This window comes from Dehalogenimonas sp. W, assembly GCF_037094495.1.
Lineage (GTDB): Bacteria > Chloroflexota > Dehalococcoidia > Dehalococcoidales > Dehalococcoidaceae > Dehalogenimonas > Dehalogenimonas loeffleri.
This window is the reverse complement of record NZ_CP146612.1, coordinates 1613960-1626314: the sequence shown is the minus strand read 5'-3', so window position 1 is coordinate 1626314 and position 12355 is coordinate 1613960. Positions and strand designations below refer to the sequence as shown.

The 12355-nt window shown below is 48.7% G+C and carries 14 protein-coding genes and 1 tRNA gene; 11 read left to right on the top strand and 4 right to left on the bottom strand.

What is annotated here, in order from left to right:
* The first annotated feature begins 43 nt into the window (after positions 1-43).
* From V8247_RS08390 to V8247_RS08350, 9 genes are all read left to right on the top strand, one after another.
* On the top strand, positions 44-634 hold the full coding sequence (locus V8247_RS08390; protein ID WP_338737401.1) for a DUF6657 family protein: 591 nt from the start codon (positions 44-46) through the stop codon (positions 632-634).
* A gap of 10 nt (positions 635-644) precedes the next feature.
* Positions 645-1352, top strand: a complete 708-nt coding sequence (locus V8247_RS08385) for a hypothetical protein (RefSeq protein ID WP_338737400.1) — start codon at positions 645-647, stop codon at positions 1350-1352.
* 20 nt (positions 1353-1372) lie between these two features.
* The gene (locus tag V8247_RS08380) at positions 1373-2026 is read left to right on the top strand and encodes a thymidylate synthase (RefSeq protein WP_338737399.1); all 654 of its coding nucleotides are present in this window, start codon (positions 1373-1375) and stop codon (positions 2024-2026) included.
* Between the two features lie 49 nt (positions 2027-2075).
* A tRNA-Lys gene (locus tag V8247_RS08375) sits at positions 2076-2148 on the top strand.
* A 103-nt stretch (positions 2149-2251) separates the two neighbouring features.
* On the top strand, positions 2252-2530 hold the full coding sequence (locus V8247_RS08370; protein WP_338737398.1) for a hypothetical protein: 279 nt from the start codon (positions 2252-2254) through the stop codon (positions 2528-2530).
* A gap of 622 nt (positions 2531-3152) precedes the next feature.
* The gene (locus tag V8247_RS08365; protein ID WP_338737397.1) at positions 3153-3518 is read left to right on the top strand and encodes a hypothetical protein; all 366 of its coding nucleotides are present in this window, start codon (positions 3153-3155) and stop codon (positions 3516-3518) included.
* A 15-nt stretch (positions 3519-3533) separates the two neighbouring features.
* Positions 3534-4082 (top strand): zinc ribbon domain-containing protein, encoded by a 549-nt coding sequence (locus tag V8247_RS08360; RefSeq protein ID WP_338737396.1) that lies wholly within the window; start codon positions 3534-3536, stop codon positions 4080-4082.
* A gap of 13 nt (positions 4083-4095) precedes the next feature.
* The gene (locus V8247_RS08355) at positions 4096-4437 is read left to right on the top strand and encodes a DUF6717 family protein (RefSeq protein ID WP_338739368.1); all 342 of its coding nucleotides are present in this window, start codon (positions 4096-4098) and stop codon (positions 4435-4437) included.
* Positions 4358-4897: a hypothetical protein gene (locus V8247_RS08350; protein ID WP_338737395.1), complete on the top strand. Its 540-nt coding sequence runs from the start codon at positions 4358-4360 to the stop codon at positions 4895-4897. The genes V8247_RS08355 and V8247_RS08350 overlap by 80 nt, the downstream gene beginning before the upstream one ends.
* 301 nt (positions 4898-5198) lie before the next feature.
* On the opposite strand, the gene V8247_RS08345 is transcribed toward V8247_RS08350, so the two are convergent.
* Both V8247_RS08345 and V8247_RS08340 read right to left on the bottom strand, forming a co-directional pair.
* Entirely contained in the window at positions 5199-6965 is a 1767-nt protein-coding gene (locus V8247_RS08345; RefSeq protein ID WP_338737394.1) for a YgiQ family radical SAM protein, read from the bottom strand.
* 1 nt (position 6966) lies between these two features.
* Positions 6967-7599: a YkgJ family cysteine cluster protein gene (locus V8247_RS08340; protein WP_338737393.1), complete on the bottom strand. Its 633-nt coding sequence runs from the start codon at positions 7597-7599 to the stop codon at positions 6967-6969.
* Between the two features lie 105 nt (positions 7600-7704).
* Between V8247_RS08340 and V8247_RS08335 the strand changes: the two genes are divergently transcribed.
* The gene (locus tag V8247_RS08335) at positions 7705-7899 is read left to right on the top strand and encodes a zinc ribbon domain-containing protein (protein ID WP_338737392.1); all 195 of its coding nucleotides are present in this window, start codon (positions 7705-7707) and stop codon (positions 7897-7899) included.
* Between the two features lie 93 nt (positions 7900-7992).
* Here V8247_RS08335 and V8247_RS08330 read toward each other — a convergent pair whose 3' ends face one another.
* Both V8247_RS08330 and V8247_RS08325 read right to left on the bottom strand, forming a co-directional pair.
* Positions 7993-9237, bottom strand: a complete 1245-nt coding sequence (locus V8247_RS08330) for a SufD family Fe-S cluster assembly protein (protein WP_338737391.1) — start codon at positions 9235-9237, stop codon at positions 7993-7995.
* Positions 9216-9974 (bottom strand): ABC transporter ATP-binding protein, encoded by a 759-nt coding sequence (locus V8247_RS08325; RefSeq protein ID WP_338737390.1) that lies wholly within the window; start codon positions 9972-9974, stop codon positions 9216-9218. Before V8247_RS08325 ends, V8247_RS08330 begins: the two co-directional genes overlap by 22 nt.
* Before the next feature lie 557 nt (positions 9975-10531).
* On the opposite strand from V8247_RS08325, the gene aspS reads away from it, so the two are divergent.
* The gene (gene aspS, locus V8247_RS08320) at positions 10532-12328 is read left to right on the top strand and encodes an aspartate--tRNA ligase (RefSeq protein ID WP_338737389.1); all 1797 of its coding nucleotides are present in this window, start codon (positions 10532-10534) and stop codon (positions 12326-12328) included.
* Positions 12329-12355: the final 27 nt, after the last annotated feature.

The following is a 12355-nucleotide window of genomic DNA, read 5'->3' as shown; positions in this document are numbered from 1 at the left end:
TCTAGTATAATGTGCCTATCCAACAACAACGGGGGCTTGATTAATGGATTTTATGCGCTCTGCCAAAGACATTGCTTTGGACAAAGTTAAGGAAATTGAAGAAATCACACCGGAAGATCGTCTGCGCTGGAAATACGTTCCGCTGGGGGAGAAGCTGGCGCATAAGTATCTGGCGGAAGACCTGGACCTGGAGGAGGAACTGGCCGCCTACCAACCGGAGGAAGCAGCCTTCGTCAAACTGGGGTTGACGCCGGTGCTACTGGCCGCGCTTGATGTGCCGCGGGATGAAGCCGCTGCCGAGAAATCCCATAAAATCATGGGCGCGCTGATGCTGATTAAGAACGACCAGGAAACCGTCGCCGGCTTGCTCGGTCAGTTGCAGCAGATTTTTGAACACTACACCGGCCCGGGTGAACAACAGAAACAACAGGCCTTCCAGCAATTCAAAACCCGGTTTGAACAACGCATCCGGCAGACCATGCGGGAGCAGCAGGGGGTGGATTACCCGGGTCAGATCAACGTTGAACAGTACCCCCAGTTTAAGGAAGAATGGCGCCGCAACCTCACTCAATTTGACCGCCAGTATCTGAACTCCATAGATCAGCTAAAAAAGGAATTGGCCGCGGTCGCCTGATATTTTACCTATGAATGAACAGGAACGTATTCACCTGGCCATTGCCCACACTCAGGTAATCCGGCCGCCGGAACAGTTGCTGGCCACCTTCGGTCAGACCAATATCCACTACTATCTTTTAACTGAACCGGTATACTCCGAACTGCAAGGTCCGACAGCGACCCCGGAAACCGTTTTGCGGGAGGGTCGGGTTTTGGCGGAACAACCCAAACTGGTCACCCCGATGTACATGCAGAGGCTTGAGGGGTTCGGCCAGGAAGCCCGACGCTATTTTGACATGGTTGCTTCTCATTTAGGGCCAAACGCGCCCGGCCTGCTCTACACCTATAAAAATGAACCCGGCAATCTGAGTATCCTGAGTGGCAATTTACCCTCGGTTGCTGAACGCATCAATGCTGATATCACCAGCCGGGGTGAAAAAAAGGCAGCCATTATCCGCGGTCTGGATGAGCTTTGGGATGTTTCTCTTTTAAGGTTCATTTACCAGTTGACGGAAAATTCCGTCAGCCAAAATGTTTATGAACTCAAAGCCCATGGCTTGCTGGGGATTGATCATCGCGGTGTACCTACCGAAGCCCGGGTAAAGATTGAAGAAATGTTCATCCAGCTCCAGGCCGGGGATATCAGCCCGTCAGTGGTAAAAGCCGAATTGGACCGTTGGAATCTCTTTGAAGAATATCAGGACCGCTTTTTCGCCGCCTTACGTAAAACCCTTTAAATAAACTTCAGGGGGCCGTCATGAGGATGTCCAGCGTTGTTGCCCGGGACCTGTCAGAAGCCTGGTTCCTTTGTCTGCGGGAAGTTCTGGCGCACGGCTATGAATATACCATTGAGCGCGGCAGTTACGCCGGACAAAAGCGGCGGGAACTGGACATGATTACGGTGCATATCCAAAACCCCGGTAACCGCCCCATTATCCCTGACGTTCCCCCCGGCGTTCCGGCGCCGACCACCATGGGCTACCTGGATCACTACCTGCCGTATCTGATGACCGGCCAGCGTGCCGAAGGCGAGCAATACACTTACGGCCAGTATCTGGAAAACCAGATTACCGAAGTCATTAAAATGTATAAAGAAGACGGTTACAACACCAACCAGGCCTTTATGACTGTCGGCAATCCTGAGGCTATTTACCTGTCTGACCCGCCTTGCCTCAGAAGTGTGGATACCCGTATTCGCTACGGCAAACTGCATTTCGTGGTCTATTTCCGCTCCTGGGACCTCTGGGCCGGGTTTCCTTCCAATCTGGCCGCCCTTCAATTATTAAAAGAGTATATGACTGGGGAAATAGGGGTGGAAGACGGGGAAATCGTTGCCGTCAGCAAGGGCATGCACCTCTATGATTATTCCTGGGACATCGCTAAAACAGCCTGTGGTCTTGAGTCTGAATAACTTGCCCTGACATACCCATTTTTGCTATGCTTGTCAGGTTGTCCCCAGCGGGCCGCTAGCTCAATTGGCAGAGCAGCTGACTCTTAATCAGCAGGTTACAGGTTCGAGGCCTGTGCGGCTCATATTCAACCTTCCCCTGGTTTCTTCGCCGGAGGCATTTTTCAACATTGTATTGTAAAATACATTCTACCGACAGAGGGTAATACTTGGTGAGAGGCTTTGTATATGCCTGATGACCAGGGCCGGTTAACACCGGCTGAACAACAGCTTGTTTCCGACTGGCTTGAGACAAAATGGGTCGGCGAGAAATGCTGTCCGATCTGTAAGATGGACAAATGGAATGCCGGCGTCTTTGTATCTACTGAATTAAACATGGGCTCTACCGAAGTTATACTTGGCGGCTGTTCGGTAACACCTCATATTCAGTTGGTGTGCTCCAACTGCGGTAACACCCTGATATTTAATGCCGTTCTTTTAGGGATAGTACCTAAAGCGGAGGCGTAAGACCATGTGGCTTTACTATTCATATGGACAGCGGCCATTATATCGCTGATTTTACCATTTATCTTGTCGGCTAACTCAATCGGCGCCGTCCAGTCGATCACTGCTTAAATTATGCTCTTTTCAATCTCCAACAGAAGAATCGCGCTTGGCACCAAGTTTAAAAAGGACCTCTGACAGTCTTTGGCGAACTCACAGTAGGTTTCTTAAAGGCAGTTTCCCATGATGGACAAACAAATGGGAATATAGGGGGGCATTTATTAGCAAGGTATTTAGACAACTCTTCGAAGGTTAGAAAATCAGACTAATCCCCTGTGACACACGTACCTTATGAAGAACTTTTGCTTGCCTTTTAAGGAAAACAGGTGTAGATTCTATGACAATCCAGTATTTAAAAAGATGGAAAAGCCTTGAGATGGTGCAAAGGTATACGAGGTCGATTCGTTTTCAAGTCAGCAATTCAGAAATATTATAAATTGACAGGAGTGGCACGTTGGATTATGTTAGTATTCTATTTCTTTTAATTCTTACGGCGATTTTGGTAATTTGGATCGTAACATATTCCCCAAAAACAACCACCCCCAAAAAGTCGGAGACTAGTGTATGTTTCGAATGCGAAAACAAGTTGGAAAGTGAAATGTTATTCTGCCCTAAATGTGGGAAAACAATAGCCGCTCCAATTTCACCTTCTGCCTCTGAACTACCTTTCAAATCCTCTACCGAATCAACTGGAAATACCCAATGGCATATAAATGCTGGGGGTATTTTTTTTATAGGTTTAATAATATGGGCAATTGGAGCGGGTTTATTTTTCCATGGTTTGACTACTCCCTACAATCCAAATAATTACACACCACAACAATTGAAATACTATGGAACTTCAGTGACAACGAGGGATACCTCCGAAATTGGATTCGGAGCAGGATTGTCAATTTTAGGTTTTGGATTGACCATCGGGGGCGGTATTGGTCAATTAAGAAGGAGAAAATAGAAGAGGAATCATTGTATGTCTGACGCAGAGGCTCTCTTATTATTGATAATTGGAATACCAATTTTGATTGTATTACCTTCATTCATTTTAGGTATCATTCGTGGATATCGTTCAAATGATTTGCAAAACAAAGAGAATTCAATAAAAAACAGTGTTACTTTTTGCGTTAAATGTGGTCGTCAATTAGATACCGAGACTGTTTATTGTCCAAAATGTGGACAACAACAAACGAAGACCACTTCAAATCTCCTTGCTGTTTCAACACTTCCATCCTCGACGGCACAAAAAGGCCCGACCCTTGGGGCCACTACGAAAGGGTTAAAAAATGCTGGGATTATATTTATACTAGGTTTGATAATATGGGCATTGGGAACTGGTGTGTTTTTCTATGGTTTAACTACCCCGTATAATCCAAACAATTACACACCGCAACAATTGAAATACTATGGGACATCAGTACCAACTAGGAATACCGCCAATATTGGATTCGGGGCAGGATTATCAATTTTGGGGTTTGGGTTAACCATAGCAGGTGGTATAAATCTATTAAGAAAGAATAAATAGAGAAAGGAATTCTATTTTGAATTCAATTATGGTTATCTATCCTTATCTCTACTATGGTACTTGGGTTTTCGATGACGATAGAGTCGGCTTGGTGCAAGAACCTTTTGTATCAGGTATACCCAAGATGATAAACGAGTTGGTTAAAGACATCCCCGATGCTGAAAGAGGCTTCAAAATGTTCTTTTCAGCAAATCTTTTTCCGGGACATCAAGCAAAATTAGAATGGGTTAGAGAAGAAAACGGGGGCAACTGGTATCGGGAATTTGGGAAAACAGATGAAGGTTGGCTCTGCCCTGCCCTTTTTAAGTATTTCGCTGAAGCGCCAAATTATATATATATCAGAGCCGAAAAATAGCGAAAATCCAAAAACAGTTGTTGGAGGTGATATGACTGCCCCAAATCCGTTATACCAATGTACAGCTTGCGAAGGCGCTGGATTCACAGTCTCAAATACAGGAAAGAAATTATCGTGTAAAATCTGTTTGGGAACAGGTAAACATCCCGAACAACTTAAAATTGAAGCAGCCTTAGAAGACATTTATGAATCTTTAAAAGGATACCGAAACTCCATTGATTATTTGAAAAATGAGATAAAAGAGGTTGAGTCATTTGTTAACGACTATCGAAATGATGTTCGACGAGGGTCATTTTTACCATACGATTTTATGTTTTACCAAATAGAGGATTATATTCACTCTCTTGGTTGTAAAGCTCAATCATTCCCTTCGGGTATTAAAAGACTTAGATCTAGTATTCGAGTTTTTAACAAAGAACATGGCTTTCCGTTATTTAATGGCGTTCATAAATGTCTATAGTTGAAATATTCGACGAGGACAGATATTACCCAACCGAGTTTGGTCTTCTATCCCGATCCACTTCGTATTTTAATAGTCTTGACAAACCTGAATCACTTGACAGACGTGGATTTTTACAGCCCTGTCATTTATGAGACAATTTGAATGGTTTTCGGGGACAAAAGAGGTAGGATAATTCAACTTTCGCTATTGGGTTACTCTGACAAAACTATACTACAGCCCTTTAAGAATCAGTAACGAACTTAGTAGACTGGGGGATTAGAAACAGAGCGGCGAACAAATATGATTCTAGCTTTATTTTTCAATGTTTCCGAACGAAAGAGCGATCCGTTGTCTTGGTGGCTCTTTTTGGTGGCTGATGTGGCGCGTCTCTGCCTGTGACTATTTCTTTTTGACCTTCTTTATTTTTAAGGTCTTTTTCTACAAATATTGGCTTACCGGTGAAAGGGTCTTTCCCGGTATGGTACATCACGCTTGACCAGGTGGATGGTGCCGGGAGGAATATCTGTACCTGTTCGGGATTTATCCGCAGATTACGGCTGATGAACTGTTTCAGCTTACGCATGTCCGCCGCCGTGCAGCCCGGGTGCGCGGCGATCAAATAATACGTTAGAAACTGTTTCTTACCGGCGTTGGCGCTGATGCGGTCAAACTCAGCTTTAAATTTCAGCAGCGATTCTATACCCGGTTTACCCATCGCTTTTAGAATTCTGGGCTCGCTATGCTCCGGCGCCACTTTCATCTGGCCTGAAACGTGGTGTCGGATCACCTCTTTCAGATAGGGCTCGCCATGTTGTTTGTCACTCAACACCATGTCATAGCGGATACCTGAGGCCACAAACACCTTTTTAACCCCGTCTATGCGGCGCAGTTTGTTAAGCAATGAGATTTGTCTGGAATGGTCGGCCTTAAGTGTGGGGCATACTCCCGGTGATAAGCATCTCTTATCGGCACAGGCCCCTCGTTTGAGTTTTTGGGCGCATTCAAACCCGTACATATTAGCCGTCGGTCCGCCGATGTCCCGGATGTAGCCGGTAAAGTCCGTGTATTCGGTTAGTCGCCTGGCCTCTGCCAGAATTGAAGCCTCGCTTCGCCATTGGACGGTTCGGCCTTCATGAACTGCGATGGCGCAAAAATTACACTCGCCGTAACAGCCGCGGTGAGTCTGGATGGAAAATTTGATCGTTTCCAGGGCTTTAGCTTTCCCCAGACGCTGGTAATAAGGATGCTGGGCGCGTTCATAAGGCATTGCATAAACATCATCAAGCTCGGCCTGGCTTAACGGCAATGCCGGCGGGTTCTGTACCAGATAGCGGGTATCGTGTTTTTGAAACAGACCTTTGGCGGTAATCGGGTCGTTGTTTACATAAAACTGTTTAAACATTGTGGTGAATGAATCGCCGCTGGCGACAACCTGTTCCAGTGACGGCAACTCCAGATATTCACCCCGGAGTTCGTTAATTTCCGCTTCATTAGCCACCCGGCACAGACCCCGGATTGACTTGACGGCTGACTTGCTTGCCAGGGCGCCGGCCAGTTCGGTTATCGCTTTTTCGCCCATGCCGTAGATTAAATAATCTGCCTTGGCGTCTATCAGGACAGAGCCCCGGATCCGGTCATCCCAATAGTCATAATGGGCCACCCGGCGCAAACTGGCTTCCATGCCGCCTAAAACGATAGGGGCGGTGCCTTTGAAATACTGCCGGATCAGATTCGTATATTTAATAGCGGCCCGGTCGGGGCGCCGGGTGTTTAGCCCTCCGGGGGTATAGTCATCGCTTCTTCGTTTCTTCTTCAGCGAAGTGTAATTGGCCACCATGGAATCTACACTGCCCCCGGTAACCCCCCAGAAAAGCCGGGGTTCGCCCAGCCGGGTAATATCAGCAGGGGAGGTGATATCGGGTTGGGCGATGATTCCGACCCGGTATCCAGCCTGGTGCAATATTTTGCCGATAACGGCAGCCCCGATGAAGGGGCTGTCTATATACGAGTCTCCGGTGACGATAATGACATCAGCCTCTTCCCAGCCGAGCTGGGTCATTTCTGCACGGGTAGTCGGTAAGAACATTCTAAATACCCGCTGCAGGTGCTAAGGGCTGGACTCCCTGGCCTGCTTCAATCGCCTGAAGCAGCATGACGGTTTTATGAGCCAAGGCTACCACGGCGTAATTACATTCACTTTGCGGAATGATGGCGTTTATATCATTATCATTAATACCCAGGGGCCAGGACCGGCAGGTGTGGGGACGTTCATTATATATGGTACATCGGCCGTTCCTCGGATTCCACCATTGACAGGGTTGGGCTTGCCGAATTTCCCATTCACCATTATTGAAGACAAACAGCGCTTCACGCTTTTGTTTGAGTTTCCGGCTGATACGGTCGGCATCCGCCTCGGTGACTACAATACGCTTGGTTTTGGAACAGCACCAACCGCAACCCGTGCAGGCGGTTTTCAACCGTTTCATCATCGCCCTGGAATCATGGCCGATGACATCGGCAATTGCCGCCAGTTGGGCCAGGTCAGCGTCGTTATAAACCGTCGCCGAGGGGAAATTCTCGCGTAATACCCGGATGACCTGGGCAATGAATTTTTGATATTTTTGGCCCAAATTCTGGAAATTTGTCGCTGCCAGGCTATTGATCCGTGTCAGGTCAGTCTCAGAAAACAGACCGGTTAAGGCGGTAGTCGCTAAACTCATCAATTGATTATAGACATGGCGGTTACTTTAATCAAAAGTGCGTGACCGAAGTCACTTTACTAGCCATCCTCATATTGTATAATGGCAATATATTATGGAGGGTTAATGCCGATATACGAATATTCCTGTAAAAAATGTGAGTCTAAATTTGAATTGCTGCGCCATTTCTCAGATGCCGCCGAGGTGACCTGCCCAAAGTGCGGCGGCGTTGAAGTGGAAAAGGTTCTTTCCAGCTTCAGTTGCGGTGGCAGTAGCGGTGGTTATGGTGCCATGGGGTGTGCCCCCAGCGTATCGTCTTGAGGCTAAATTCGGGAACCGGTTCGGTTCCCTGGCACAAAAAGACCGATGATTTCTCATCGGTCTTTTTAATTGGCATAGTATTATGTTGCCGGCTTACAAGGCTTCGCTTTCTGAAGCCTGAATCGCTTTTTGCAGTTCCGCGTTTAATGCCTCCGGCAGCCCTTCAATATCCACTTTCAAAAAGCCCCGGATAATCGCCGCGGTGGCCTCATCGCGGGTTAAACCGCGCGCCATCAGGTACTCAACTTCTTCCTCGGCGATTTTACCGACCGCCGCTTCGTGAGACATATCCACATTCGGCACGGTGGCTTTTAGTTCCGGGATGGCATGGATGCTGCCGCCGTCCTTGAGTATCAACCCACGGCACTCCAGGTGTCCCTTGATATCCGGCGCATTTCCTTCCATATAGCCGCGGGAGATGATTTCGCCGCCGGCGGTGATCGCACGGGCAATCATCTCGGTCCGGGCCCCGGGAGCGTCCAGAAATGCCCGTGAACCCAGGTCCATGTGAGAACCGGGCGTGGCCACCATAACGGTGTTGAAACGTACGGTGGCATTCTTACCGATACAGTGGGCGATCGGTGAAGACTGGATTGATTTAACCGGTTTCATAATTACATAGTTGGATAAAAACAGGCCGTCTTCTTCAATAATAGCGCCGGTACGCGGCCTGACCTCGGTGGCTTCAGTCCAGTTGTGGATCATGCTGAAGGTGACCTTGGCGCCTTTTTTGATGAAAAACTCCGAAACACCCAGGTGAAGCCCCATTTCCTGACGATGAGCCACCGCGCAGCCGGTGATAATATGCAATTCAGAGCCTTCTTCGGCGATGATGATATTGTGAACATCCTGGACCGATTTATTATGTTGTAAATACAGACACGCCTGCACCGGATATTCGGTTTTTACTCCCGGCAAGGCGCGGATAAAATAGCCGTCGGCGCCGTTAAGCTCCACATGGGCGGTGTATTTGTCGGCATCAACGGCAACGGCTTTCCACCAGTAGTCCTTGAGCCAATCGTAAGTTTCCCAGGCCTGGCTGACGCTCATGACCTCAATGCCGTCCTGGCCGGCTCCAAAGTGAACGGGGGTATTATCCATCTGGACGAACGTCCCGGATCGCCCGGACCGGTCGTCTATCATGATCCCGGATTCCAGCATCCGCGCTTTATCTACTTCAGCGATGGTTTCCGGACGGTCAAGGTATTCTTTGGCCTTTTTGTCCGTCACCTGATATTGCGTTAAATCTATATCCTGACCGGCGCCGGCTTTTTTGTCGGCCGCCAGTCGGGCGCGTTCCAGGTTCGCCTGGTTATTCATCTTTTGCACGTCTGACATGAAGCACACTCTCCGTAGCCTTTTATCTTCACCGTTTCCAGAATTTCGTGAGGATCACCCTCGCAAATGATGCGCCCCTCAAACATGACATAACCTGTCCGGGCATTAACGTAATTGAGAATATGACCGGTATGCGAAATAATCAGGCCGCTGCGGGTGCGGCTGCGCATCGGGTGGGTTTTTCCCAGTAAATCATTAATCAATTCGCCGATGAGGGCAATGTTTTCCAAATCAACGCCTGATTCGGGTTCATCCAGCAGTACCAGGTCCGGGCTCTGGGCCAGTAATTGCAATAATTCGGAGCGTTTGGTTTCGCCGCCGGAAAAGCCGTGGTTAATGTCACGATCCAGAAAACCGGTCATATTGGCTTTTTCAGCCAGTGCCGTCAACGTTGCCGCTTCCTCCCGTCCATTAAAGCAGGCGTTAACCATGTCTCGGGTTTTTACACCGCGCACGATCGGCGGTCGTTGAAATGAAAGCCCGATGCCCACCCTGGCCCGCTCATCTAATGAGGCATAGGTCACATCCTGACCCTCAAACATGATTTTACCGGCGGTAATTTTATAGCGGGGAAAACCCATGATCGTCATCAGCAGGGTGGTTTTGCCGCTGCCGTTAGGACCGTATATGACGTGTGTTTCTCCGGCGTTAATCGTCAGGTCAATGCCGTGCAGAATTTCCTTACCGCCGACCTCTACTTTAAGCCCGATTATCTCCAGTAACTTTTCTTTATCCACAATATACCTCTTACGAGTTGACTGAGGCTATTATCACTTACAATATCCATCGGGTCAAATCGCAAATTTATTGCCGAAGTCATCATTTCGGCAGTCATCCGGATACCAAACGCTAAATATCCTGAATGAGACATCTGCCTATTGACTTATACATACTAGTGTGCTATTATATCAGCACGTTTATTAATGTTGTAAGTACTTCCAGCATTGTTTGTCTTCTTCTGCCTTATCAGCCAGGAAAGCCGGTATTTGTTTCAATTGATGTTAAAATTTTACGAAAAAGCCTTTTACGATTAAACCCCTTTTTTGCCAAAGCTGGCAAATTGTTCGTTACCCGAAAATTGGCCCGAATTATGAAATTCAATTACCTTCTCAGGCAGCACCATGAACAGTCGGGCGTCAGAGACTCCAGCCAAAGTCGTAAAGCATGCAAAACCCGTGGCGCCGGCGGGTGACTTATCACGGCTGCTTAATAGGGAAGGGGCCCAAATATGGTTGAACTCAAATAGTCCTTCGGATATAATCACTCTTTGTATTAGCAAATCTGAGGAAGTAACTTGTTAAAAGACCATCAATGCGGAGAACTTACCGAAGCCGACATTAACCAGCGGGTGACACTGGCCGGCTGGGTTCACCGCCGTCGCGACCACGGTAATCTGATTTTCATAGATTTGCGCGACCGCTCCGGTATTGTGCAGGTGGTCTTTAACCCGGAAAATACCAAGGAAGCCCATCATCTGGCTGAAGCCCTGCGTAATGAATTCGTCATCAAGCTGAGCGGTACCGTCACCCGTCGTCCGGCCGGCACGGAAAACTCAAAAATGGCAACCGGCATGGTGGAAGTGGTGGCTGACAGTGTTGAAATCCTCAACGAATCAAAAACCCCGCCGTTCTATATTAATGAAGAAGTTGAAGTTGATGAAGCCCTGCGCCTGAAGTACCGTTATCTGGATCTCCGGCGCGCGCGCATGGCCGCCAATCTGAAACTGCGTCATCAGGTCGTCAGCTTTATGCGCCGTTATCTGGATGACCGGGGTTTCCTGGAGATTGAAACGCCGATTCTGCTGAAAAGCACTCCGGAAGGCGCCCGCGATTATCTGGTGCCCAGCCGGGTCTATCCGGGGAAATTTTACTCGCTCGCCCAATCGCCGCAACAGCTTAAGCAGTTGTTGATGGTGGCCGGGGTGGAAAAATACTATCAGATCGCCCGTTGTTTCCGGGATGAGGACCTGCGGGCTGACAGACAACCCGAATTCACCCAGCTTGACCTTGAAATGAGCTTCGTTGATGAAGAAGACATGATGGAATTGCTGGAAGGGCTGTTCACCAGTCTCGCAGAGATCGTCGTGCCCCATAAAAAGATTCGCAAGCCGTTTCCACGCCTGAGTTTTGGAGACATCATGGAGCGCTACGGCAGCGACAAACCGGATTTGCGCTTCGGCATGGAACTGGCCGACCTGTCCGATATCGTCCGTGATTCTGCTTTTAGTGTCTTTTCCGGCACCGTAGCTAAAGGGGGGGTGGTCAAAGCAATTGCTGCCCCCGGTTGCGGCGGTTACAACAAGAAACAAATTGAAGATCTGATCAATACTGCTAAACAACTCGGTGCAGCCGGTTTGGTTCCCATCGCCCTCGGTTCAGAGGCCGGTGAGCTGGACACCCTTGATATTGAACAGGTGAGATCAGTCGCCGCCAAATATTTAACCATAGAACAAATCCGGGAAATGGCACAGCGGGCCGGGGCTAAAGCCGGGGACCTGCTGCTGATTGTGGCCGGCGAGCATGAACGGACAAACATTGTACTCGGCGGACTCCGGTCTGACCTTGGTTGTCGCCTTGAACTGGCTGACCCGAATGAGTTGGCCTTCGCTTTTGTGGTGGATTTCCCCCTCTTTACCTGGAGCGAGGAGGCCGGACGGTGGCAGCCGACGCATCATCCGTTCACCGCCCCCCGGGAGACTGAATTAGCCCTGCTTGATACCGACCCCGGCAAAGTCCACGGACGCCATTATGATTTGGTTTTGAACGGTTACGAAATCGCCGGCGGCAGCATCCGTATCCACCAGCCGGACCTGCAGCGAAAGGTGTTTAAGTTGCTGGGGCACTCCGAAGAGCGCTATCAGGAACTATTCGGGCAGTTGTTGGATGCCTTTGAATACGGCGCGCCCCCTCACGGCGGTGTGGCGCCGGGAATTGACCGGGTCGTTGCCATTTTAGCCGGGGAGCCGACTATCCGGGAAGTAATTGCCTTCCCCAAGAACCAGGCGGGGATTGACCCGATGTTCGGCTCGCCGTCTGAGGTCAGTCAGGCTCAAATTGACCAGGTTCATATTTCGTTAAACGTACCAGATTAGCTTATAATAATATAGTAATAATATTTA

Excerpts from the sequence above, each read along its gene's own strand:
- V8247_RS08390 (WP_338737401.1), top strand. The coding sequence starts at position 44 with ATGGATTTTATGCGCTCTGCCAAAGACATTGCTTTGGACAAAGTTAAG.
- V8247_RS08385 (WP_338737400.1), top strand. The coding sequence starts at position 645 with ATGAATGAACAGGAACGTATTCACCTGGCCATTGCCCACACTCAGGTA.
- V8247_RS08380 (WP_338737399.1), top strand. The coding sequence starts at position 1,373 with ATGAGGATGTCCAGCGTTGTTGCCCGGGACCTGTCAGAAGCCTGGTTC.
- V8247_RS08370 (WP_338737398.1), top strand. The coding sequence starts at position 2,252 with ATGCCTGATGACCAGGGCCGGTTAACACCGGCTGAACAACAGCTTGTT.
- V8247_RS08360 (WP_338737396.1), top strand. The coding sequence starts at position 3,534 with ATGTCTGACGCAGAGGCTCTCTTATTATTGATAATTGGAATACCAATT.
- V8247_RS08350 (WP_338737395.1), top strand. The coding sequence starts at position 4,358 with ATGAAGGTTGGCTCTGCCCTGCCCTTTTTAAGTATTTCGCTGAAGCGC.
- V8247_RS08345 (WP_338737394.1), bottom strand. The coding sequence starts at position 6,965 with ATGTTCTTACCGACTACCCGTGCAGAAATGACCCAGCTCGGCTGGGAA.
- V8247_RS08340 (WP_338737393.1), bottom strand. The coding sequence starts at position 7,599 with ATGAGTTTAGCGACTACCGCCTTAACCGGTCTGTTTTCTGAGACTGAC.
- V8247_RS08335 (WP_338737392.1), top strand. The coding sequence starts at position 7,705 with ATGCCGATATACGAATATTCCTGTAAAAAATGTGAGTCTAAATTTGAA.
- V8247_RS08330 (WP_338737391.1), bottom strand. The coding sequence starts at position 9,237 with ATGTCAGACGTGCAAAAGATGAATAACCAGGCGAACCTGGAACGCGCC.